This window comes from Ktedonobacteraceae bacterium (assembly GCA_035653615.1).
Classification (GTDB): domain Bacteria; phylum Chloroflexota; class Ktedonobacteria; order Ktedonobacterales; family Ktedonobacteraceae; genus DASRBN01.
Window position 1 is genome coordinate 133,681 of sequence record DASRBN010000025.1, and the last position, 24,150, is coordinate 157,830.

Genomic DNA, 24,150 nt, shown 5'->3' on the forward strand with positions numbered 1-24,150 from the left:
TGCTTGCATGACACCTCAAGACCTGTTTGCCACGCTACTTGATATGGATGAGGAAGAGGGGCGGCATGTACTGCGAACTGAGATCCCCGCGTATGATAGCGCCTCGATTGATGTGCTGGTGGAATTGATGAAGCGCGAGGCGGACCGCCAGTGGGTCAAAGATTCGCAGCGCTCGTTTGTGATGGCCGGTTACCTGCTGTGTATTGGCGATCTGCTGCGTGATAAATATGTACACGCGCTTGGGTTAATGGCCCGTGGTGATGCGCTGCGACGTATGGATCGAGACAACGATGCGCTGCCATTTTTGGATGCTGCCGGAGAGGAATTTCTCGCAATCGGCGATGAGGTGGGCTGGGCGCGAACTCGTATTGGGCGTGTCAGCGCCTGCCTGCGCTTGAATCGCACGACCGAGGCGCTGCGCGACGCAGCTGCCGCCCGCGAAGTCTTTGTACGTCATGGGAAGCTGCTGCGGGCCGGGCAAATTGATGTCAATGCAGCGCTCATCAATTACGAGCTGGGTCAATACGACCAGGCTTTGCGTCTCTTCGACCGCGCAATTGAAACATACACACGCCAGGGGGAAGGCGTTGATCTCCATATCGCCCGCGCGCGCGGCAATAAGGCTATTACACTCGCGGCGATGGGGAGATTTCGCGAAGCCGTAGCATTGCATGAGCAAGCGCGTGCCACTTTTGCCAGGCACCGGGGCCAAGAAATCTCTGTAGCGCGAGAAGAATTAAACATCGCCCAGATTTATGCCGCCCAGGGCCATTATAGTCCGGCCCTACTGCTCTTCAATCGCAGTCGCGCAAACTTTCTGCAACACAATATGCTATCGGAAGCAGCTGAAGTCGCCCAGCAGACCTGTCTTTGCCTGTTGCGCTTGAATCGCGCTCAAGAAGCCTACGAGCTTGCCGGTGAGACAATTAAGTATTTTCGCACGTCGAAGCACCAGAATCGCCATAATCTTGCCCACTCGCTGATGTATCGCGCTGAAGCTGCTATGTTGATGGGCGATGTGGGTGGGGCCGATGAGATGCTACAAGAGGCGAGCAATATTCTCGAATCGATCGGCTTTATGGCTCTGGCGACGGTTGTGCGATTGAAAAAGGCCGAACTCTACTTTGCCGATGGTCAACTGGAAGCGAGCTTACGTGAGGCCCGTCATGTGGCCGATGCTTTCGCGGACCAGGAAGCCTTGCCCCAGCTGGCACGTGCCTCGCTGCTCCAGGCTCGCATTGCCGCGACGCTTGGTGATACCGCGACGGCGGGTGATCTCTGCGACCAGGCGCTCGATATCGCAAAGGGTCAGGGACTGCTTGAAATGCAATATCTCTGCTATTACCTGCTTGGCCAGATTGCCGAATATCATGATGATCTGGAGACGGCGGCAGGCTATTATGATCGCGCTATCCAGGGCATTGATGATGTACAGAGCCTCCTGGTGATGGATGAACGCAGCACGTTCTTACAGGATAAAGGCGATGTGTACCGGCGCGCGATCATCCTGGCGCTGAGACGCGGGAATATCGATAGGGCGCTTGTCTATGTCGAAAAGGCCAAATCTCGCGTCCTTGGCGATTACCTGCGCAACAACATAGATATTCGCCTGCGGGCCGGAGATAAGGCGAGCGAGGCGATTCTTGAAGACCTGGCGCGGCTGCGTGAAGAACAGGCCTGGTATAGCTCGCTGGTCTACGAGTCGGAACAGGAAGGTAATCTGAGCGATACAGCCATCATGCGTATTCGCGCTATGAAGCCTGGAGAAGCGCGGCGCGAGATGCAGAAGCGCGAACGCTATATTGAGCGCCTGCTGGAACAGATGCAGCTGCGCCTGGCCGGAGACCTGGTGTCGCGCCCGCGCACAAAATGGACGGATAGTATCGTCACTTCGCTGTGGCCCAAACTTGAGCGCTCGATGATCATACTGGAATATTACCTGACCGGGCAGGACCTGTATATTTTCCAGCTTACTCGCGATGGTATCGATGTACAGGTTGTTGCGGGAGCCGTTCCCAAAGTGGAGCGCCTGCTCTCGCTCTGGCGCGTCAACCTGGAACTGGCGGCGCAGGCGAGCGGCGCGCAGGATCGCGCCCAGGCCTTCGCAGGCCTGCAAGAGAACAGCCTGGGATTGTTGCAGCGGCTTTACGATCTCCTGCTCAAGCCGGTCTCCCATGCCCTCGAAAGGCGCGAACACCTGACGATCATTCCTTACGGCATGCTGCATTACCTGCCCTTCCATTGCTTGTTTGATGGCGTGCAATTTGTAGTGGAACGCCTCGACGTTTCCTACCTGCCTGCTGCCGCGCTGCTAGATATCTGCCGCCAACGGGGGCAGCGTATCGCGGCAAAAGGCGTACACCTGCCGGATTCGCTGGTGATGGGGATAAGCGATGGCGGTCGCCTCGCCTTTGCGGTGCAGGAAGCTGAGGCTGTGGCGAAGCGTCTGGGCGCCCCATGCTTGCTGAATGAAGCAGCAACTACTACCATCTTGCAGCAGAAGGGGGCGCGCAGTCCTATCGTTCATATCGCGGCTCACGGCCTGTCGCGCCTCGATGCCCCGAACTTTTCGCACATCAAGCTCGCGGATCGCCAGCTCAGCACCATCGAAGTGTTCAACCTCGATCTCTCATCCTGTTCGCTGGTAACCTTGAGCGCCTGCGAAACGGGACGCGCCATGATCGGCGGTGTTGACGAGGTAATCGGCCTGGGACGGGGTTTCCTGTACTCCGGCGCGGCCTCGCTGTTGCCGACACTGTGGAAGGTTGACGATGCCAGCAGCGCGGAACTGATGGAAATGTTTTACCAGGCCCTGCTCAGCGATTATAGCAAAGCTGCTGCCCTCGCCGGCGCCCAACGCGCTTTCCTAGCACGTGCGCGAACCTCCATTCGCCCCTATCGCGTGCATCCGTACTTCTGGGCGGCATTTCATCTGATAGGCGACCCTGGCAAGTTATAAAGGAATGAGGAATCGTCATGAAGTACCTGGCGCCGGAGTATGTCTATACGCCTCAAGGCTTGCAGGCCGGTATGGTTATCTCTGTCTCTGACGAGGGGTTCATCGCAGATGTTACAAATGCGAAGGAACAGGTCGATGGCTCCTCAAAGATTGAGATGCTTCCAGGTGTCGCGCTCCTGCCAGGCTTCGTGAATGCGCACAGCCATGTTTTCCAGCGCGCCTTGCGAGGTCATACCCACCGTCCTCTTTCGCGACAAGATACGTTCTGGACGTGGCGGTATGCCATGTACGCGGAAGCGCAGCGTCTGAACCCTGATCTACTCTATGCGCAGGCCCTGAACGCGTACCGTGAAATGCTGGCGGCAGGCTATATCAGTGTGGGTGAATTTCATTACGTTCATCATCAATCAGGCGGGCAGCCCTACGCGAACCCAAATGCGATGGCAGAGGCCATCTTACAGGCGGGGCATGACGCGGGCATTCGCGTCGTCTTGCTCATGACGGCCTATGCCCAGAGCGGCTTTCACCAGCCGCCAGAGGAAGGCCAGCGCCGCTTCTGTGATGCCTCGGTTGAAGCTTTTCTTGAGCGCGTCGAGGCTTTGCGCGTGACGGGCATTCCTATTGGCATCGCGCCGCATTCTGTGCGGGCCGTACCCGAATCCTGGTTTCGTGCCATTATCGACTATTGCCGTAGCTATCACCTGCCCATGCATATTCATGCTGACGAGCAGATGGCCGAGATCGAGCAATGCCGGGCCGCCTATGACTGTACTCCCATAGAACTATTGGAGCGTTTCGGCGCGCTGGATTCGTTGACGACGATTGTTCATGCTACCCATGCCAATGCCACAGAGATCGAACTGCTCGCGCAGCATGGATGTACGGTATGCGTCTGTCCAACCACCGAGGGCGATTTAGGTGATGGCATCGCGCCTTATGCAGAACTGCTCGCCGCGCGGATTCCGCTGGCGATTGGCTCGGATAGCAATACGCGCCTCGATCCCATCGAGGAGTTGCGCTGGGCCGAATATACGGCTCGCATGCGCTACCAGCGGCGCCGGGTCCTGGTTGCCGGGAAAATGGCCTCTCCTGGTCCGCTTTTGCTCGCGTATGGCACGCAAATGGGAGCAAAGTCCCTTACCTTAAAGACAGGGACAATTGCTCCCGGAATGAGCGCCGATTTTGTTGCCATAGACCTGGAACATCCTTCGCTATCGGGCTGGACTCCAGAAGATTTCCTGGATGTCCTGTTCTTCGGAGCGGCAGCGGATGTTATTAAACAGGTGTGGGTGCAGGGGAACAGCGTGAAAATTGGATAGGAAAATCCTCATCTTCTTGCTTTCCTCGGCTTCTCCTCGGGCTTCGGTTCCAGCGCCGGCACCTCTTCGATGCGCCGCAGCGCCTCCGCGATGGCGCGTTCCAATTGTGGATCGAGACCCCTGGTATAGTCCTGTGGCGCGATATCGACCTCGATGTCGGGATCGGTACCGTAGTTTTCTACGCGCCAGCCTACATCCTTAAACCAGAAGGCGAATTCTGGCTGCGTGGTCACCGTACCATCAACCAATCTATGGCGCGCGCTAATGCCGATAACGCCGCCCCATGTGCGCATGCCGATGAGTGGCCCCAGACCCATCAGTTTGAAGCTGTGGCTGAAGATATCGCCGTCTGAACCCGCGTGTTCATTGGTGAGCGCTACCATAGGCCCGCGTGGTGACTCGTAAGGATAGCCCGTTGGCTGCCCCCAGCGCCGGAATGAATAGGCGACGCGTCGTCGAGTCAATTTCTCAAGCAGCAGCCCCGAAACATTACCCCCGCCATTCCAGCGCACATCGACGAGCAGCGCGGGATAATCGAATTCCGCCAGGTAGCTGCGGTGAAATTCGGCGTAGCCGTTCGCTCCCATATCAGGAATATGGATGTAGCCGACACGTCCCTGCGATGCCTCGTGTACGATGCTGCGGTTGCGCTCTACCCACTCGCGATAGCGCGCATCCCATTCGCTCTCCAGGGCTTTCACTGTAATCACGCGAATTTCTCCAGTGGCTGCTTCCTCGATGGTCAGCTGCACCTCGTTCTCGGCCTGATTGACCAGCAGTTCCTGCGGACTACGATTCGGCCCGACGCGCTGGCCGTTAATAGCAATGATTGCATCCCCTTCGTTGACATTCAATCCCGGCCCGGTCAGCGGTGAGGTTTCCATTTCATTCGCGGGGTCGCCCTTGACGATGTGCGCGATACGATAGCGCTCGCTTTCTGCATCATAGCTCCAATCAACACCCAGGAATCCCTGCCGGTAATAGGGGCCGCGCCGGTATTCCCCGCCAAATTCATAGGCATGGGAAGTTCCCAGTTCGCCCTGGATTTCCCAGAAGAGATCGGAAAGTTCCGCACGCGAGCTAACACGCTCCAGTAGTGGGGCATATTGTTTATAGACCGCGTCCCAATCGATGCCCGACATATCCTCCGTCCAGAATTGCTCGCGCTGGAGCCGCCACGCCTCGGCAAACATCTGATTCCACTCTGCTGCCGGTTGCACCGAGACTTTCACACGATGCAGATCAATCCAGCCACTTTCACGACCTGGCTCCTTCTTTTCCCCCTTTGGGGGTTTGTCGCCCGCTTTGAGCACGCGCAAACGATGATGCGCCCTGTAAATCATCGTCTTGCGGTCGCGTGAAAGATCGAAGCCGCTCACTTCTCCCGTGAGATATTCCACTTTGTGGGCTGCGAAGTCGTAATACTCGATATGTCCTTTGGGGTGCGGGTCGTCCGTAGGCTGGTGAAGAGTCCCCGTAATAGGAAATGACAGGAATAAAGCCTTGCCCTTGATACCGAGCACCGCGCTGTAACGTCCTTCTGCTACCGGGAAAGGTAGGACACGCGAGGTGATTCCATCCAGGTCGATTTGTAAGGCTTCTGGTGTTTCTTCACCCTCCTCTTTTTCTTCCTCCTCAACTTCGTCCTGATCGTTAGATTCTCCATTATCTTGCGAGGTTGAGGATTTTTCTGACTTGCCGTTGTCCTTCTCGTTCTTTTTCTCATCCGGGGCCTTCGGCTCTGGAATGAAAGGCGAGCGCAAGTCGCGTTGCAGCATGATCGCGTAAGGTTTGACGCCGCGTGGGAAACCTAGCTCGAATTGCAGGCTATCATAAACCGGATTGAGGATGCGATAGCCCAGGAAGTGGAGATATTTGCCCTCGGGATCGAAGGAAGGACGAACATCTTCCAGAACGGGTTCGGTCGCGAAGTGTGTTTCGCCGCTTTCCACGTTGCACAGTTTAATGGCCGTTTTTTGCTCCGTAAAAGTAAATCCATAGGCCAACCAGCGTCCATCAGGTGACCAGTCCATGCCGCGTATACGCGCGTAGTCGCTGCGGTCAAGCACGCGAACTGTCCCTTCCTCCAGATCGGCGACGAGCAGTTCATTCCGGTGATTGGTAATAGCAACTTTGTCGTCGGTAGGTGAAACGGCCAGATCGACCGCGCGACCAAATTCGATATCAGGAAATGTTTTTGCCTCGCCGGTACCATCCGGGTTGAAGACAATCAGGCCTTCGCGCCCGGCAGCGTCGTGAATCGCTATCAGGCGTTTGCCGTCGTTGAGCCATTCAAGGAAGCGATAGCGCACACCATCTGGCTCGCCATGTTGTAATACCGGCCCCTCCCAGTTGCCCATTGTGAAAGCTTTACCACGCGTGGTAAGCGCTAAGGCATATCCCTGCGGGTGTAGCGCGTAGGTATCGAGGTATTCCGAGGCCGAGACAAATTTGCGGTTGCGCTGGGTGCGTATGCTCGGCAAATCCACGTCCAGGTGTTGGACGGTATCAGTATCGGGATCGAGCACGTAAAGCTCAGCGCCGGCGTGATAGACCAGCCGCTGCCCGTCGCTTGAGAGGTTGCGCGCATAGAACTCCTGGTGATCGGTATGACGGCGAATATCCTCACCCGCCGGTGTGCAGGAATAGACATTTCCAACACCCTCATGGTCGGAGAGGAAGTAAATACGCTCTCCGACCCAGCATGGAGTAGCAATGTTGCCTTTTAGATTGAGCAGTCTCTGGAATACGCCATTCCCGCCGGCATCACACCATAAATGACCAGCTGTGCCCCCGCGATAGCGTTTCCAGTACGCGGGTTCGCGAATGTTGCGGCCGATAACGATACCTCCACGAGGACCATACGATATAGCATTCGCCATCCCTACCTCTACCTGGCGTGGTTGTCCTCCAGCGGGATCGATGGCATAGATCACGCTCGCGCGAGGTGTAAACTGGCCTGCGTTGCTGGCATAGAGGATAGAAGCGCCGTCGGGAGACCACCCCGCCACACGGCAGGTAGCGGATTGGAAAGTGAGCCGCCGGGTTATCCCGCCATCGGACGGCATGATATAGACTTCACCCGGCCCTTCCTCGCGGCCCGTAAATGCCAGCCATTTGCCATCTGGTGAAAAATGTGGATGGCTTGCTTCGTTCACTCCGGCAGTCAGGCGCTCAGCCCGCCCGCCCGCGCTCGACACAAGCCACAGATCATCCTCCGCGACAAACACAATCTGATCCTGGTAAATGGTTGGGTAGCGTACATATCCTTTCGATGGCATAGGTTCTCCTTTTAGCCTCTGCACATATGTTTACCGGTTGCTGCTTTAGAGCAAAAGCATACCATAAATAATAAAGAACTGATTTTTGGAGTGGCATAGTCTATTCTACCACAGCGGCAGACTGATTGTCGAGGCTAAAATGACTGCGCTCGCTCACAACCTGATCAGGTAGCAGCTACTCTAAAAGCCCTGTACAAACGTCGTATAATAAAAGCGCCAAAGAAATCCGTAGTGTTTATCACCAGATAGATAGGTTATCAGTATTTATGACAGGTGTGGTACCAGTTACCGGCAATCCCGAAACCCCGCCAGAGCCAAAGCTCAGGATACAGACCTTTCGCGCCCTGCACTATCGTAACTTTCGCCTCTTGTGGATAAGTCTGATTGTCTCCTCGGTCGGTACGTGGATGCAAATTGTCGCCCAGAGCCTGCTAGTACTGTTGATCTCGCATGGCTCGGCGCTTGCCCTTGGTATTGTATCGTTGGCTCAAGCCTCATCGTTCTTCCTGTTTGCCCTGATTGGGGGAAGTATCGCCGACCGCGTCGATAAGCGGCGCTTCCTGCTTGTCACGCAGAGCCTGTCGATGCTGCTGGCTTTTATCCTGGGCATTCTCACGCTTACAGGCGTAATACAGGTATGGATGGTCGTCATCCTCGCTTTCTGTTCCGGTACTGTCCTGAGCTTCGACCAGCCGACGCGCTCTTCTTTCATTCCGGTGCTCGTTCCTCGCCAGGACCTGATGAATGCCATCTCGTTGCAGTCGATTGTCTTCAACGGCTCCGCGGTACTTGGCCCGACGTTGGCCGGCATTGCTATCGGCCTGCTGGCATACGCAGGACAACTGATCGGGCTGACGGGAAAACTGGTTGGCTACGCGGGCAACTTTTTCTTGAACGGTATCAGTTTCATCGGCGTACTCGTTGTACTCTACCTCATTCACGTGCCTGAAGAGGCGGCTGAGCAAAGTATGGAGAAACGTGGGCCGATGCTGAAAGCTATTCGTGCAGCGCTTGGGGCAGTACGGCGCGATGAGGCCCTGCCGTGGGTACTTTCAGGCTATGCCGCTCTCTTGTTCTTTGCCCCATCTGCTACGCTCATCCTTCCCATTTTCGCGACGCAGGTACTCCACCTCAATCCGTTTGAACTGGGCCTGCTCTTCTCCGCGTCGGGCCTGGGGACATTGGTCGGAGCATTAACCATTGCCTCGCTGGGAGATTTTAAGTACAAGGGAGCGCTGCTGCTGGTCTCGTTTTTCATCTGGACGGGTGCGCTGGTCCTGTTTGCGCTCAGCCGCACGTTATGGCTCTCGCTGCTGGCCTTGCTGCTCTACGGCATTTCACAGAATGGCGTTGGAGCGACAGTGATTACGCTTGCCCAACTGCGTGTACCACCACAGATGCGAGGGCGTGTCATGAGTCTCAATACGCTGCTCATCATGGGTGTGCGCCCGCTTGGAGATTTTCCGGCCAGTGGTCTGATCGCCTTGATCGGCGGTCCATTGACGGTGATCATCAGCGCTCTGATTGTTGGTAGTTACTCGCTGTACTTGCTTTTGGGGCGCCCGGTAATTCGCACGCTGCGGCAATGAAGGAACTGCGCAACGCCTTCACTCACTCTGCTTATTTAACGTCTATGTAACGTGAATGTTGTATAGTACAACAGTACTCGCCGGAGCAGCGATCCATTAGTGGTCAGTCTGGATCGCACAGCAATTCCAGAAATGTAGCCTTATTCTCACAAAAGGGTCGCATATTAAGGGGATATCATAGTATACTGAATAGACACGAAGGCATGGCGAAAGAAAGCCGTATTTGTGCTCACTGGAAGGCATTGCTCCTTTTCAGGTAAAATAAAGAAAGTAGTTACTCTAGAATATTAGAAGGGGCTGTATGAAGGTGGAACGACGAGACGATGATGTGCTGGTTACACCGGTCCTTCTTCCAGAGCATGATCCAGAAGGATCGTTTCGCAGCGTGCTGAAGAATCGCTCGTTTTTATTGCTCTGGCTGGCGCAGCTCCTTTCACAGGTTGGCTTCAATGCGGCCAATTATGGCATCATTGCCCTTGTTACAGCGGTCACCCATTCGACAGAATTAGTCGGTCTTGCCATCGTTTCCTTCACGCTTCCTGCCGTCCCGTTCTGCTTGCTGGCCGGGGTGTACGTTGATTACTTGAACAAGCGCATGGTACTCTGGGTAAGCAATGCCTTGCGTGCGGTGGCTACCGGGCTGATGGTGTTTGCCCTGCTGGTGAACTCGCATGCTATCTGGCCGATCTACTTGCTGGCATTTTTCATCTCACTGGTGACGCAGTTCTTTACCCCCGCTGAGGCGTCCGCCATCCCGCTCCTGGTGGGCAGGAGAGACCTGGTGTCTGCCATCTCGCTCTTCAACATCACGCTCACTCTGGCGCAGGCACTGGGTTTTCTGGTACTTGGCGGGCTCATCACAGCACTGGTTCCAACATTTCAAATTTCGCTCGGCTTTACACACATTCCGGTCGTCTCATTTGATGTCCTTTTCGCCGTAGTCGCCATCCTCTACATAATCTGCACGCTCTTGATCCTGGCAATTCCTCGTCGCGCTTTACATCAGGAACTGAGCAGGAAGGTGGGGTTGGTTACGGTTTTTGGGAAAGAGACATGGGAAATGATACGGCTCGATCTGCTCGAGAGCTGGTCATACATTCGCAAGGACCGGCAGTTGCTGCTCGCCTTATTGCGCGTCTCGTTCATCAGTGTCCTGCTGCTCGTCGTTGGTGAGCTGGCAGGTCCATTCGTCGTGAATGTCTTGAACCAGCCCGTCGGCTTTTTACCACTCATTTTTGCGCCTGCCGGTGTTGGGCTGGTGCTTGGCGGAGTACTGATGCCCTTGCTCACGCGCCGCTTTGGCACAAACCGCGTCATTGCCATTGGCAGCCTCAGCACTGCTGCCGGGCTACTGCTCATCCCGGTTGGTCGCTTTGTCTGGATACACGTGGGCCTGGCTCCGGCAGGATTTCTCTTTGTTATAGCCGCGCTGATGTTTTTCGTAGGGATTGCGCTTGATATGGTCAATATTCCCGCTCAAACTATTATGCAGGAGCACGCGCCGGAGGAGGAACGCGGGCGCATATTCTCCTTCCAGGCGATGTTGTATAATGCCGGTTCTATCCCCGTCCTGCTCTTCGCCGGCGCGATTGCCGATATTCTGGGGGTTGAGACGGTTATCATTCTACTGGCATCGACGGTGCTGGGATTTCGCCTGTGGGCTGCAAGGTATACTCATAGCCCAATAGTGCCGTGAAGCGTATCCTCAGGTAAACTCGATCAATGGGAAAGCCCGGTGCGCGCGCGGCGGTACGAGAAAGTTCTGGCGGCGTGTGGCGGTCAGAAAGCGCTCTATTCCATTATTATTATCTGATACGCCATACTTGTTCACCAGGTCCAGGGAAGCCGAATTCTCGCGCAACTTGACGAAAAAGTCAGCGGTGGGTACGAAAATCGTGAATTGCAGCTTCGGCTGGTTGGAGCCGTCTGGCATATCCATTGAGTCATAGCCGGGCCCGTCCATGCGAATATGAATGGGAGTGCCATTTTTAGCGCGTGAAGAGCGCTGCAAACCGGTGAGATGCCCCATGCGGTGCTGGTGCTGGTACGTGCCCTTGCCTTGCGCGTTTTTCTGAGCGTCGTTTGGACCCTGGAAGATATTATCCAGGTATGCCGGACCACCACCATTCTTGAATTGATCCTTATTGCCAAGTGATGGAATGGGGTCCGAGCGGAACATGTACTGGCAGCGCTCGATAAATGTCTCGGTATCGCCATAGAACTGCCCTAAGTCTTGAATTACATGGGAAAGGTGCTGGATTGAGCCGTCATAGAAGTAATCCCCCGACTTTGTATTTGTAAATCTTGCCGAGGAATTGCCCTGGAAAGTCGTAATCGTGGCGGGTCCTGAACCGTCTACCTGTTGATCTGCAAACCCCATCCACATTGGCGAGGATGGATTTATTCGTTCAGCATACGGCAAGGTATTGGCATCGGCTAATTGGCGCGGCAATCCTTTTTGCAGGAACATGAGACGCGAAGAGGTGAATGTCAATAGTGTTGAAAAGTCGGGTGGCGGTATATGCTGGCCGTTCAAAATGTCGGTGGTACCCTGTAGCCAGCTTGACACGTTCTGCAGGTTGCTCAACGAATCACTGCGTATAGTAAAGAGGAGATCATTTGATTCGATGACCACGGGTATATTGAAATTGAGCTTGTGTATGCTGGGATTCTGGGGTGAAACATCGGTGGGGCCGGGAACCGCCTCTTCCAGCGCAAAGCGTTGAGGGTCTGATAGCAGGCGCGGTATGTACGTGTTAAATAAATTTTTGGGCAGGCGATGGAAATAGGGGAGGCCATAGGAAATAAACGTGAAGACTCCCTGCGGACTGAACGGATAGGCAGATTCGATGGTATCCAGCGCGTTAGCCAGCGTACTGGCATCGTTCTTCGTTGGCGTGCGCTGCAATTGGGCCGTGAGGAACAGGCTGTGAACCGGCCCGAAACGGAAGGCGATGCCATTGATGTTGTGCGCCGGCGGCAAATATTTTTCAATGTCGTATTGAATATCCGGCAAAGTGGCCGGAGCAGCATGGGCTGTGCGTTCGGGCACCCAGCTGAAAGACTCGATGGCGGCGAGGGTAGCTGCGCTTAGACCGAGTGTTCCCAGACCCAGTTTCAGCACGGTGCGCCGGTGTAATTTTGGCGCACTCTCGTTATGATCCTGCTCAGAATCAGGGGATTGAAAGCGTTGCGTGTCCATTCCTATACCTACCCTTTTCTAGAAAGACGGGCATAAAAATACGATGCATCGAAGGAAAACGTTGTAACAAGCAAAGGCTATACCCAATATATATCCAACGTCAAGGAAAAACCGGTTGAGATTTCTTAACCATGCTGTAAGTCAGGAGGTATGCTATGTCCAGGGTCGAGCATTCCATGATCTTTCCCGAATAACGAAGAATCCCTGCGGCGCTATCGCTTCGTATACCTGATCTGCGCTACTTTGGGGAATCATCAAATCGCTTCTGCAAAGGCAGGGATGCCTATTCTCAAGCGCCGGGTCTGCTACGAAGTGAGCGATGCCAGGAAATCCAGCACGATCTGGTTGAACTCAGCCGGCTTCTCCATAAACGGATGATGAGCAGCTCCTGCCATGACCACCGTTTTCGCTCCTGGGATTTCTGCTACCAGTTGCTCCAACGGATTTGGCCCGTCCCACTCTCCTAGAATGACGAGCGTAGGGACGGCAATCTGCGAAAGACGACCAATAGCCGGTGGCTCTAATCGCACCGGTGGTGTCTCGGCCTGCGCCTCATCATCTGGCCGCGTCCAGTTGCGAGTCGTCATCTCGCGTACCCGCTCGCGCACATCGGGAGCCGCCTGCCCCGGCAATCGTCCCGGCCCATCCGTCCACAGTTCGAGCGAGATTTCAACCGCCCGCGCTATGTCGTGCTGCTCAAAAGCTTTATCCAGACTCGTATACATGCGCACTACATCTGGATACTGCTTCATCATGTCTTCTGATGGCCGGAATCCGCTGACGCCTGCTGTGACCGGGATCAGCGCGTTGACCATCTCAGGATGCTCAAGCGTAAAGTCGATTGCCAGCGCGCCCCCGCCAGAGACTCCCATCAGATAGGCGCTCTCGATGCCCAGGAATTTCATCAGTTCATAGAGGTCCTGGCGATCAGAATACGATTCTCCTTTTGTAATTAACCCTGAGTCGCCAAAGCCTCGCTGGTCATAGCGGATGACCCGGTATCGTTGCGCAAAGACATCGAACTGATCATCCCACGATCTTCTATCCAGAAGGTGTCCATGGATGAGTATGAATGGATGTCCTGTACCAGCAACCTCATAGTACAGTGTTGTGCCGTTTACCTCCGCGTATCCCGCCTGGATGTGTTCTGCGTTTGACATAGTATCATCCCTTTCTTTTCATGTGTCTATCGATATGATAGCATGGAAAGCGGTCAGGAACGACCCTGTATTATTAGGAAACTTGGACCAGGACACGGCAAGCCGTCACTCCAGAGTGATACGCTGGTAAACAGCGTCAAAAGGGAAGCCCACGCCGATACTTTTGAGTTCCACCAGGTCACCGGATTGATAGTAATCTGGCATCCAGTTGTTTTCACGCCGGTAGATGACGATCTCTCTCACCTGACTACCAACCAGCAAGTATTCCATCTTCCTGTATCAATCGTCAAAGACCATATCCGGGTAATTCGGTGCCGCCGGACATGTTCTTTGTTGAAGCACCAGGGGTGGCAAGGGTTGCTGATTGAAGTTAAAAGAAGTCATCATGTCATTGGAACCCCCATCCAGACTTGTAAGAGATGGCAACCCCCAGTTATCCTCCACAAACTTCAAAATGGAACTGAAGGTGAAGAAGGTATGGTCGATGTAGCCAGGGATGGCATACGGTGAAATTACGATTGTCGGAACTCTGAAACCATATTGGATAACGGGATTGGGGCCTTGCGGCGGAACAACGTGATCGTAGAATCCGCCCCAGTCATCCCAGGTGAGTATGATTGCTGTACTCGCCCATTCGTCTGGATTGCCCATGATGGCGTTGATTTGCGAGACCGTCCAGTTCTCGCCCTTGCAAATGCTATAGGGTGGATGATCGCTAATTTTACCGGTCTGCACCAGCCAGCTTACCTGTGGAAGTTGACCGCTCGCCGCGTCACTGGCAAATTGCGTGTAGGGCACAACATTCTTTGTCCAGTCCGGGCCATTGCGAATGTGATTAATAGTATCGTAGGTAGACCAGCTATAGCCATTGACGCCTTGAGGTGGCGCGTAGTATTTCCATGTTATACCTGCCTGATCGAGCAAATCGCCGAGCGTCTGGAAGTCAAAACAAGGAAATACGTCTGTGACCTGGTTGTACTCGTTGCGTTCCTCTACGCGCGTTTGCGGTGGTGAGTCACAGCCCCAGCCTGAAGTGCCACGTGGTTTACTGTTATGTACCACCCCATCTACGTTATTATCCTCTCCGGCAATAGTGAAGATATGATTGGGAAAGGATGGCCCCAGGATGGTGGAGAAGAAATTGTCGCTGAGAGCGAAGGTCTGGGCATACTGCCAGTAGTTGGGGATATCAGATTGCAGGAACTGCGCATCGGAGACATCGATGCCGTACTGCTTTGCGTCGACGTTCTTGCAAAATTTGTCCATCAGCCCGTTATCGTAGGCGGCGGTCGCATTCTGCCAGGTGTGTCCCAGGTCTGCCTTCAGGTGGTCAGGTTCGTGATTCATGGGAAGTATTTGCCCTTTGCAGTCATATGTCGTGGCCCCATTAGCTCCTGGAAAGGTGCCGAACATGTTATCGAACGTTCTGTTTTCCTTGACCATGATCACGATGTGCTGAATGAGGCTATCAGCATGGGCACGTGGAATAGATTCCCTGGATTGAATGAGCGTATTGCTTGCGACAAAGAGTGTAACGAGGATCAGCAGGATGCGCAGGTACCTTTTCATAGAGAGTTTCCCCCAATTGTAAAAAGGATAAACACATCAAATTGCGAGTATGGAAAGAAATTTGTCCCCTGCTGCTATTATAACATATAACGTTTGGAGTGCAATGAGTAATGTAAAAAAAGAGGTGAGTCGATTAGCTCACCTCTCACTTCTATCCTTTATATGTCAGGACGCGCCCCCACAGGCTCTTGGTTCCCCATATCCCTGCTCGCAAGCATTCCAGTTGAACAATCTGGCTATGATCGACGAAGAGGTTGACTTCAGGCCCGTAATTCTTGATATACCACGCGAACACTTCCGGGTCGGCGGCCTCGAACATCACCTTCTCTAAGCCCAGAGCGCCAATGATTTTGGCCGCGGCATCGGTTCGCCATGTTTTGACGTTTTCGGTAATCCCCTCGGACTCGAGCATAATCATATAGGCACCGGCCTCTAGAAATCTCCTGGCCTGCCCGATGGCCCATTCCACGTCCCTGGTGCCCTCGGACTCAAGCTCCTCGGCAGCACTGGCGCCGCCCGCGCCAAACTGAATCCCGACTTCCGGCTTGGCCTTGAGTCCCGTTTTCTGCACCTTCTCGACCAGCCGCAGCCAGTCGTCGACCGGAATGGTGATGAAGCCGCTGGAGATTTCGAGAATATCGAAGCCCACGTTACGGCACTCTTCAATGTAGCGGTTTACTATCTCGGGTCCCTGGGTAAGCACATGCTCGATGAAGCCGCCGGTGGAGACCAGCACATTGTAGCGATGCGCAAGATCAATGATTTCTCGTAGTTGCTTTTCCGGCATCAGTGTGAATGATCCGCCCGCGAATTTCAACGAGTCGACGTAATCACCCATCGTCTCCAGGATATCTTCCAGGTAGCGTTTGCCCATGGGTGTATAGTATGGTCCCCGAATTTCGGTGATACCTCGTGTGCGCGGCTTGCCCGCGCGCTCGTTCATACGAATAAATGGAAATGCACGTTCGCTCATGATATAGCCTCTCTTTCTCTGTTTAATGGATATGCACAGTAGATGTGCCCAATAATGCGGTCAACTCCACTACATCTTTCGTTTCCAGGCCGGCCACAGTCTCTATGATTGAGGCGCGTTGTGTGGCGTCCGTGTATGGTGCGGCCAGCCGCTCGAATTTGGCGATGACCTGCTCCCACGACATTGGACGTGTGTAAAATCCCTCGTAGTCCTGCTTCTCTACATGGAATGTTTGCCCATTTTTGAGCGTGATTTGGATGCGGCAGGGCATTTCATCCGGGAAACGTTTGCTCAATTCGTCGTCAGGCCGGATCGTTACCTTGCGCAACAGGCTTTGCACATCCTGGCGCACGATGCGCTCCGGCGCGTATTGCTCAGGCGTCACCTCGCCATCCAGCAGGGCAACTGCCACTATATAGGGCAGGCTGTGATCGGCCTCTTCCTTGGTGTGTATCTGTCGCTTATCACCCTCTTCACCCCCGCCGATGATGTTATAGGCGACATCAAAAATGTCGATGTTAACGCTCTCGATCTCTTCTGCACGCAGGTGATGGGCAGCGCGCAGTTCAAGAACGCCTTCGAGCGCGGTCTGCGAGTGGAACTCCGCGTTGTACTTCTTGACGCTCGTGCGCCGGACGGCCTCGAGGTTCTCCTTACTCCAATCCATTTCAAAGTGCCCGGCAATGGAGTCCATGAAGCCCTTGTTTCCCTCGAAGACTTCCAGGGGGCCGCTAATACCGCGCATGGCGAGGAAGGCGGCATGGGTGGCGCCGAAGGCAGTGTCAGGATAGGCCAATCCTTTCCAGTTAGAGAGGCTTCCAGTTCGCGTGACACGCAGGGCATTGTAAGCCGTTCCGCTTATTGCAATAGCGTTCGCGGTTCTCTTCTGATCGAGGCCGAGCGCCTTACTCACACCGGCGGCCACCGCGTAAGCTCCCTGCGTTGTGTGGTCGAAGCCCTTCGCGCGCACCGGAGCTACATCTGAGAGCCGGCACTGTACCTGGTAGGCGATGGCGAGGGCCGTCAGGAGTTGCTTGCCGTTGCCATGCGCATACTCGCTCGCGGCCAGCACCGCCCCAAGATTATCGCTGGGGTGGCAGGTTTCCTTTTTGGCAAGGTAGCTATCATTGAAGTCGAGGTAGCGCACCAGCGCCGAGTTGTAAAAAGCAGCGCGGTCGGGCGCGTTTTTCCCATCGCCAATCAACGTCGCCAGGGGTTTGCCACCGAAATCCTGAAGCTGCTCCCTTATCAGCGCGATGGGTGGCCCCTCAAGCGCACCAAAAGCGCAGCCGAGGGCGTCGAGCATGTGAATCTTGAGCTGCTGGCTTGCTTCCTCGGAAAGGTCTTCATACCGCATGCGTTCTACGAAGGCGGCAAGTTGTTCAACCTGTGTCATATTTTTCTCTTTTCTGCTCCATGCGAAAGTTCTTCACAAGACAAGGATCATATTCATAGTATAGGCAAGAAGACTTGATGCGTCCAACACCTGTTTGATATAATGTTGATCTTAAAATGAGATCAATAGATGAAAGGAACCCCGATGGAGTTCTACCAGCTTACCTATTTTCTGGCCGCGGCCCAGACACAAAACTTTCGCAAAGCGGCTGAATTGTGCCTGGTAGCGCAATCCGCGTTGAGTCGCCAGATCGCGGCGCTGGAGGACGAATTAGAGGTCGAACTCTTCACGCGCAACAAGAAGCGGGTGGCGTTGACCCCGGCAGGGCAGGAATTTGCCATCTACGTGAGAAATGCGATGGAGCAGCTACAGGAGGGCCAGCAATTTCTGGCCGAGTTGCGGGCGGGCGAGCGCGGCACGATTCGCATTGGCTGCATCGAATCGCTGGCCAGCGCGTTTCTGCCATCTCTCTTTGCCTCTTTTCACCGGCAATTTCCCAATGTGCGCTTGAAGGTGAGCGTGAACCATACAGATGAGTTGGTTACAGCGGTAGAGCAGGGCGAAGTGGAACTTGGCCTGATCCTTGATCCGAGATTGCAATCGGAGTTGCTGATCGTCAAAGAGTTATTTCGCCAGCCGCTGCACCTGCTCATTTCGGCTCAACATCCGTTGGCTCAGGCAAAGACTGCGGCAGTTACATTGGAGCAGATCACGACAGAACCCATGATACTACTGGATGAAACTTCGCGCATGGGTCAGATCACTAAAAGAATCTTTTTTCAACGGGGAGTGCCACTTCATCCTCTCATTGAAATAGAATCGGTTGAGGGACTGAAAGAGATGGTCAGGCAGGGCATAGGCGTGACGCTGACCCTTCCCGCTCTGATTCGTCCATCTCAGGTTGGCAATGACCTGGTGCTGTTACCGGTTAGCGATTTGCGAGAGGAGTTTATTTTCGCGCTGGTCTACAGGCGCGTCGGGTCTATTTCGCGGGCGGCGCGGGAGTTTATTCAGATGATTGTGCGACAAGCGACGGCTTCTTTTCGTGAGGTCTGAAGCTGATTGTTTCATTTCTACCGGCCTAAAACGCCATAATCCCTGGTGATTCCTTATAAGTGGGCGAGGGATGCTTCGTTACACTCAGCATGACAGAGCTGGGGCGAGGGATGCTTCGTTGCACTCAGCATGACATGCCCGGACATGTCATGCTGAGTGCAACGAAGCATCCCTCGCCCCTTTCCATGCACTGAGCCACCTCAACTGAGCCGCCCGACTTCTGGGGAATCACCAAATAATCCAGGTTGAAAATGCATTCAATGCATGCGTTTGTTCTGAATACGCTCGCTTGACAATAGATGTATTTTACGGTATGGTTAAGCTGTAATCTCATTTGGTTTGATATGCAGTTATGATAATGCTGTGCTATGAAAAACCTGACCGGGACGTGTCATGCTGAGCGCAACATGACATGCGAGAGAGCCTGTTTCATGGCTTACTGTGGTACCTGATCCTTACCCTGAATGATGCCAAATGGAGTACGTATGGCGGCTATTAACCTGTATTTATTCGGCCTACCTCGCATAGTCTATCAGGGACGGGCGATTGAGGTCGTCCGTCGCAAGGCTCTCGCACTGGTCGCCTATCTTGCGTTAACGCATTTACCACAGAGTCGTGATGCATTGGCAACCCTGCTCTGGCCTGATCTCGATCAAGAACACGCGCGTGCGGCACTGCGCAGTACGCTCCCCGCGTTGACTTCGCTCTTCCCTGAAAGCTGGCTCACAGTTGATCGTCAGACGATCGCGCTCAAACACGAGCTAATCTGGGTGGATACGGCAGAATTCCTGGCATTACTGGCGCAAGGCCGGTCGCACCAGCACCCATCAGACAGCTTATGTCCCCAATGTCTTAGCCTGCTCGAACATGCGATTGCTCTATACCACGATGATTTCTTGACCGGCTTCACGATTCCGGATAGCGTCGAGTATGATGATTGGCAGATGTTTCAAAGGGGGTGGCTGCGGCGAGAATATGCGGGAGCGTTACGTAAGGTGGCAGGATATTATGGCGGGGAGGGCCACTACCAGGAGGCCTTAGCGTACGCGCGTCGCTGGCTTTCCCTCGATCCTCTGCACGAGCCTGCGCAACGCATGATGATGCAACTGTATGCCGCCAACGGGCAGCGAGCCGAGGCATTGCGCCAGTATAGCGATTGTGTTGCGATCCTCGATGCCGAACTGGCTACGCCGCCCGAGGAGGAAACCACAGCTCTGTACAAAGCTATCAGAGCCAATACAGTCGCGGCTTTGCCAAAGGCTAGCGCCATTTCCCCGGCTTACGGAGTTTTGCCACCGCTGCCTTCCCTGGTGGTTGGGCGCGAGCGAGTGTTACAGGATCTCAAAGAACGGGCCGGCATCGGCGGTGAATTGCGGCCCGTAACGGTTGTGCAAGGCTGGCCTGGTGTGGGCAAAAGCACCATCGTGGCAGCGCTGGCGCATGATCCTGATATCGCACAGGCTTTCCCCGATGGCGTCCTCTGGACGTCGCTGGGCGAAGCACCTGATCTGCTGGCAGAACTGATGGTCTGGGCCGGGTCCCTGCATCTCACCACCCCTGGACAGGTTCCCCAGTTGGAGACAATTACCGCCCAACTCACTGCCGCCTTACGCGACCGGCGGATGCTGCTGATCATCGATGATCTCTGGCAAGTGGAACATGCCGCACCGTTCAAGGTTGGTGGGCATGGCTGCGCCCTGGTCATGACCAGCCGCCTGAATGATGTGGCTCAGGCCCTGGCTCCAACATCGACTGACCTGTATCGCTTGCCGGTCCTTTCCGATGAACCGGCCCTCGAACTTCTCGGCATCCTGTCACCCAAAACAGTTGTCGATTACCCGGACGAAGCACGCGCCCTGGTGCGCGACCTGGAAGGGCTGCCGCTTGCTATTCAAGTGGCCGGGCGATTATTGCAAAATGAAGTTCGCCTCGGCTGGGGAGTGGGCGAATTACTCGCCGAACTGCGTGAAGGCGCGGGATTGCTCGCAGCTCAAGCTCCCAGCGACGTAGTCGGTGCCGGGCGCGATACGACGCCCACCATTGCTGCCTTGCTCAAACGCAGCACCGATGCGCTTGATCCCGAGACGCGCGAGCGCTTCGCCTACCTGGGAATGTTCGCCCCCAAACCTGCTACCTTCTCTTTGCAGGTCATGGCTGTCGCCTGGGGCATAGACGACCCGCGCCCCACCATCCGTGCCCTCGTCAATCGCGGACTATTGGAACCGGTCAGCGGCGGGCGGTTTCAACTGCATGCTCTCCTTGCATTGCACGCCCGTTCGCTTCTGGAGGAGTGAACGAGATGGAACAAGCACCACGCCTGCGGGCCGCGCAATACCGTCTCGCGCAGTACTACCTGGAGCAGTTACAGGCGGCAGAGCGAGCTTATCAGTTGGGCGGTGAAAGCGCGGTTCAGGCGCTGAGCTTGTTTGATCTGGAACGTGAACAGGTGCAGCTGTGGCACGCATGGAGCGTAGCACACGCCGGACAGGATGAAAAGGCATCCGCATTGTGTAGTGCTTACGCGGGAGCTTGTCCGGATATTTACAAACTCCGCCTGCTTCCTCAGGACTATCTGCGCTGGCTTGAAGCTGGTCTCATCGCTGCACGCCGGTTCAGCGATCGACGCGTGGAATTGATGCTGTTACTCGATTTAACTGAAACACATATGCGGGTCGCCGAGTATGAAAGGGCCGTTGAGTATGCCGGGCAGGCTCTTCCCATTGCCCGGCTCATCCATGATGAGCCTCTGCTTGCCCTCAGCCTGAACACGTATGGCAACGCTCTCAGGAGCCAGAGGCAGTATGAGGAAGCCCAAAAATGTTATGAAGAAAGCCTTCTTCTCTATGAAAAGATCGGTGATCGCCGGGGGATGGCGGAGGTCCTGAATAATCTCGGCGTACTTGCCATTTACACACGGAAGAATGACGCCGCGCAGCTCTACCTGGAACAATGCCTCACACTCAATCGGGAAATCGGGAATCAGGAAGGGGCCGCAACTTGCCTCAACAACCTGGGCTATCTGGCCAACCGGCTTGAACAATATCGTACCGCCGGCGATTACCTGGAGCAGGCTCTTGCTCTCTTCCGTGTGCTTGGAGATATCGCTGGCACAGCTATGGCGCTGACAAATCTAGGGCTGGCCGCGTATTATCAGGATGCCTATGCGCTCGCCAAAAATTACCTGGAGCAAAGTCTTGATGCGGCTCACACGGCTGGCATTCTGGAAAGAGAGATCTTATGCTTGTACAGGCTGGGTGAGGTGACGATGACTCAGGGGGATCTGATCAGCGCGCAGGCGTATTTCGAGCAGAGTCTTACTCGCGATCCCGAACCATCCAGTAGTCTGCTGGCGGACATCTTAAGCAATCTCGCCATCATTTATCAGCAGCTTCATCGAGATGACCGTGTCCGTCCGGCATTGCGAGAAGCATTGGAAGCGGCATTCCGCTTTGCGGGTGAAAACGATAAACTGAACGTTCTATGCAGAGCGGCGCGTCTCTGGGTACTACAGGGCAAACCGCTGCAGGCAGCGACCTGGTTAGGGCTGGTTGAAAATCAGGCGCACCCTGCCATCAAGATGGCGGAAATCAAGCGAAGCATACGTCTTGCACGAGCAGAGTGTGAAGCGGCACTTTCGCCAGAGCAGTTTGCCTCCGCCTGGGAAGCGGGGAAATGTCTGAACCTGGATGCCGTGCTAGCGGAAATCCTGGGCGAACTGCAAGACATCTGATAGGACGAAACGGCCCCTTTCTTGAGGCCAGGCCAGCTTGATGTTTCCTTTCTGGCAGCGCTTCGGTGCTGCCTTGCCAACAATTACTCTGGGTCATGTCCAGGCAAACAAGCCTGGGCATGACTCTGAGTAATTCACTGAGAACGAAGGGTACGCAATCGCTTACTTGACGGTCATAATCACGGTGATTGTTGCCAGGCTGCCACCGCTATCCGTGACGGTAAGTATCACACTGTAGGTGCCTTTCCTGGTATACTGATGCACCCCGGTCAGCACAAAGCCCTTGCCATGGGGATTTTTGCTGATGTTCACCTGGGTGGTATTGCCGTCCCCCCAATTGACAGTGGCCGTATAATCGCCGACCTGTCCGTGAGGATCAGCATCAGTGAAGCTGGCCTGCAGAGCCGCAAACAGATTTTTCAATGGCCTGGGCTGCACATGGGTCAGCGTGAGTTGCGCATCGCTGACCGTTGCCGCACTGGTGACGTTAACGCTATTGCCTTTACCGGCGCTGACGGTGATGCTGATGGTGTAGCTGCCTTCCTCGGCATAGATATGGCGACCACTAACCGTAAAGGTGCCTGTGCCACTGATGATGCCACGACTGTGAGCGCCGTCCCCCCAGTTGATGGTCGCCGAGAGTTTGCTACTGCCGGCGTAGGTGCCACTGGCCACTGCTCCACTGAAAGCCGCGCCTTCGGTGGCGTTGACGGTGGTTCCGTTCAGACTGAGTGAGGCATAGTTCGACTCGTAGGCGCCCATATCGCAGGCGCTCTCCCCATCGTCGGGGCGAACATCGCCGCGCTGATCGGTGCTGGGACAGAGATTGCTGCTGGTAGGGATGATGTCGATAGCCGGGCTGCCTTGCTGCAAGGCCATGGTCTGAGTTGGCCCGCCATTATTGGCCAGCGCGGCCAGCTGCGGGTTGGTGTGCAGGCTCGTTGGGGCCGTGAAGCAACTGCCATCGCTGTCCAGGTTGTAGCCCTGGTCCTGCAGGCTGGCAAAGTTCAAGCAGTCACCGCCGGTGTTGTTGGCCACGATGCTGCCGTCGCTGCTCAGCGTGCCACTACTGTTGTAGATGCCGCCGCCGTCGGCGGCCGAGTTGTTGGCGATGGTGCTATTGCTGATGCTCAGGGTGCCATCGTTGTAGATGGCGCCGGCGACGCCGGAAGTGGAATTGCCGCTCAGTGTACTGTTGCTGATGCTCAGCGTACCATAGTTGGAGATGCCACCGGCGGAGGCATGCGCGCCGGGAGTGGAGTTATTGTTCAGTGTGCTATTGCTGATACTCAGCGTGCCATCGTTGTAGATGGCGCCGGCGCTACCAAACTGCTGGGTAATGGAATTGTTGCTCAGTGTACTGTTACTGATACTCAGCGTGCCCCCGTTGTAGATGGCGCCGCCGCCGCTCACAGAGGAGCCATTGGCGATGGTGAGGGCGTTGAGGATGAGGTCGCTACTGGAGGTGGAGATCACCTGCACCTGATTGTATCCATCCAGGGTGATCGTCTGCCCGCTGCCATCAATAGTCATGCTGCCAGTGATGTAGAGTGTATCGTTGAGCTTGATGTCGCCGCTGCAACTGAAGGTAATGCTATCGCCAGCATTATCAGTGTTGGCCTGGCTGACGTCGGCTTGCAGCTGGCTATCATCGCTACAATCACTGACGACGAGGGTGGTTGCGGCATGGGCTTTGCTTCTGGCCAGCGCCGTGCCGCTCAGCAAGCCAAAGCCCAGCAGGCAACTGAACGCGAGGAGGCGCACCCAGGAGGCGAGAGAAAATGTCGTTCGGTACTTCAAGAGAGATGATCCTTTCTGGCGCTATTCAGGCGCCGCTCTGCTGCTAGAAGACCCTGGCGCTCTTTGGAGTAGTCAGTTCGTGGTCTTCAACTCTGTGAAGGTAGCATACGGAATTG

The 24,150-nt window shown here is 55.0% G+C and carries 15 protein-coding genes; 7 read left to right on the top strand and 8 right to left on the bottom strand.

The features are described from left to right. Positions 1–7 precede the first annotated feature (7 nt). Together VFA09_13285 and VFA09_13290 are read left to right on the top strand one after the other, a co-directional pair. On the top strand, positions 8–2,959 hold the full coding sequence (locus VFA09_13285) for a CHAT domain-containing protein (GenBank protein ID HZU68243.1): 2,952 nt from the start codon (positions 8–10) through the stop codon (positions 2,957–2,959). A 17-nt stretch (positions 2,960–2,976) separates the two neighbouring features. Continuing rightward, on the top strand, positions 2,977–4,278 hold the full coding sequence (locus tag VFA09_13290; protein ID HZU68244.1) for a formimidoylglutamate deiminase: 1,302 nt from the start codon (positions 2,977–2,979) through the stop codon (positions 4,276–4,278). 8 nt (positions 4,279–4,286) lie between these two features. On the opposite strand, the gene VFA09_13295 is transcribed toward VFA09_13290, so the two are convergent. Beyond that, a complete protein-coding gene (locus VFA09_13295; protein ID HZU68245.1) occupies positions 4,287–7,559 on the bottom strand; it encodes a PDZ domain-containing protein in 3,273 nt (1,090 codons plus the stop codon). Positions 7,560–7,825: 266 nt separating this feature from the next. Here VFA09_13295 and VFA09_13300 point away from each other — a divergent pair, with 266 nt between their 5' ends. Continuing rightward, the gene (locus tag VFA09_13300; GenBank protein HZU68246.1) at positions 7,826–9,148 is read left to right on the top strand and encodes an MFS transporter; all 1,323 of its coding nucleotides are present in this window, start codon (positions 7,826–7,828) and stop codon (positions 9,146–9,148) included. Between the two features lie 301 nt (positions 9,149–9,449). Beyond that, the gene (locus tag VFA09_13305) at positions 9,450–10,844 is read left to right on the top strand and encodes an MFS transporter (protein HZU68247.1); all 1,395 of its coding nucleotides are present in this window, start codon (positions 9,450–9,452) and stop codon (positions 10,842–10,844) included. A 9-nt stretch (positions 10,845–10,853) separates the two neighbouring features. On the opposite strand, the gene VFA09_13310 is transcribed toward VFA09_13305, so the two are convergent. From VFA09_13310 to VFA09_13335, 6 genes are all read right to left on the bottom strand, one after another. Further along, positions 10,854–12,350, bottom strand: coding sequence for a hypothetical protein (locus VFA09_13310; protein ID HZU68248.1), 1,497 nt, complete (start codon positions 12,348–12,350; stop codon positions 10,854–10,856). A 305-nt stretch (positions 12,351–12,655) separates the two neighbouring features. After that, positions 12,656–13,510: an alpha/beta hydrolase gene (locus VFA09_13315; protein ID HZU68249.1), complete on the bottom strand. Its 855-nt coding sequence runs from the start codon at positions 13,508–13,510 to the stop codon at positions 12,656–12,658. 105 nt (positions 13,511–13,615) lie between these two features. Beyond that, positions 13,616–13,771, bottom strand: coding sequence for a hypothetical protein (locus VFA09_13320; GenBank protein HZU68250.1), 156 nt, complete (start codon positions 13,769–13,771; stop codon positions 13,616–13,618). 18 nt (positions 13,772–13,789) lie between these two features. Then, entirely contained in the window at positions 13,790–15,079 is a 1,290-nt protein-coding gene (locus VFA09_13325) for an alkaline phosphatase family protein (protein HZU68251.1), read from the bottom strand. Positions 15,080–15,230: 151 nt separating this feature from the next. Then, entirely contained in the window at positions 15,231–16,052 is an 822-nt protein-coding gene (locus tag VFA09_13330; protein ID HZU68252.1) for a phosphosulfolactate synthase, read from the bottom strand. 22 nt (positions 16,053–16,074) lie between these two features. Beyond that, positions 16,075–17,448, bottom strand: coding sequence for an MmgE/PrpD family protein (locus tag VFA09_13335; protein ID HZU68253.1), 1,374 nt, complete (start codon positions 17,446–17,448; stop codon positions 16,075–16,077). Positions 17,449–17,577: 129 nt separating this feature from the next. Here VFA09_13335 and VFA09_13340 point away from each other — a divergent pair, with 129 nt between their 5' ends. The 3 genes from VFA09_13340 to VFA09_13350 all read left to right on the top strand — a co-directional run bounded on the left by VFA09_13340 (position 17,578) and on the right by VFA09_13350 (position 22,234). Beyond that, complete coding sequence (locus VFA09_13340) at positions 17,578–18,504, top strand: LysR family transcriptional regulator (protein ID HZU68254.1); 927 nt, start codon at positions 17,578–17,580, stop codon at positions 18,502–18,504. Positions 18,505–18,989: 485 nt separating this feature from the next. Then, entirely contained in the window at positions 18,990–20,798 is a 1,809-nt protein-coding gene (locus VFA09_13345) for a BTAD domain-containing putative transcriptional regulator (GenBank protein ID HZU68255.1), read from the top strand. Between the two features lie 5 nt (positions 20,799–20,803). Beyond that, complete coding sequence (locus VFA09_13350; protein HZU68256.1) at positions 20,804–22,234, top strand: tetratricopeptide repeat protein; 1,431 nt, start codon at positions 20,804–20,806, stop codon at positions 22,232–22,234. Between the two features lie 162 nt (positions 22,235–22,396). On the opposite strand, the gene VFA09_13355 is transcribed toward VFA09_13350, so the two are convergent. Beyond that, on the bottom strand, positions 22,397–24,034 hold the full coding sequence (locus tag VFA09_13355; GenBank protein ID HZU68257.1) for a choice-of-anchor Q domain-containing protein: 1,638 nt from the start codon (positions 24,032–24,034) through the stop codon (positions 22,397–22,399). Positions 24,035–24,150: the final 116 nt, after the last annotated feature.

What these genes read in the sequence shown, in the direction of transcription:
- VFA09_13285 (HZU68243.1), top strand. Translation starts at nt 8, where the DNA reads ATGACACCTCAAGACCTGTTTGCCACGCTACTTGATATGGATGAGGAA.
- VFA09_13290 (HZU68244.1), top strand. Translation starts at nt 2,977, where the DNA reads ATGAAGTACCTGGCGCCGGAGTATGTCTATACGCCTCAAGGCTTGCAG.
- VFA09_13295 (HZU68245.1), bottom strand. Translation starts at nt 7,559, where the DNA reads ATGCCATCGAAAGGATATGTACGCTACCCAACCATTTACCAGGATCAG.
- VFA09_13300 (HZU68246.1), top strand. Translation starts at nt 7,826, where the DNA reads ATGACAGGTGTGGTACCAGTTACCGGCAATCCCGAAACCCCGCCAGAG.
- VFA09_13305 (HZU68247.1), top strand. Translation starts at nt 9,450, where the DNA reads ATGAAGGTGGAACGACGAGACGATGATGTGCTGGTTACACCGGTCCTT.
- VFA09_13310 (HZU68248.1), bottom strand. Translation starts at nt 12,350, where the DNA reads ATGGACACGCAACGCTTTCAATCCCCTGATTCTGAGCAGGATCATAAC.
- VFA09_13315 (HZU68249.1), bottom strand. Translation starts at nt 13,510, where the DNA reads ATGTCAAACGCAGAACACATCCAGGCGGGATACGCGGAGGTAAACGGC.
- VFA09_13325 (HZU68251.1), bottom strand. Translation starts at nt 15,079, where the DNA reads ATGAAAAGGTACCTGCGCATCCTGCTGATCCTCGTTACACTCTTTGTC.
- VFA09_13330 (HZU68252.1), bottom strand. Translation starts at nt 16,052, where the DNA reads ATGAGCGAACGTGCATTTCCATTTATTCGTATGAACGAGCGCGCGGGC.
- VFA09_13335 (HZU68253.1), bottom strand. Translation starts at nt 17,448, where the DNA reads ATGACACAGGTTGAACAACTTGCCGCCTTCGTAGAACGCATGCGGTAT.
- VFA09_13340 (HZU68254.1), top strand. Translation starts at nt 17,578, where the DNA reads ATGAAAGGAACCCCGATGGAGTTCTACCAGCTTACCTATTTTCTGGCC.
- VFA09_13345 (HZU68255.1), top strand. Translation starts at nt 18,990, where the DNA reads ATGGCGGCTATTAACCTGTATTTATTCGGCCTACCTCGCATAGTCTAT.
- VFA09_13350 (HZU68256.1), top strand. Translation starts at nt 20,804, where the DNA reads ATGGAACAAGCACCACGCCTGCGGGCCGCGCAATACCGTCTCGCGCAG.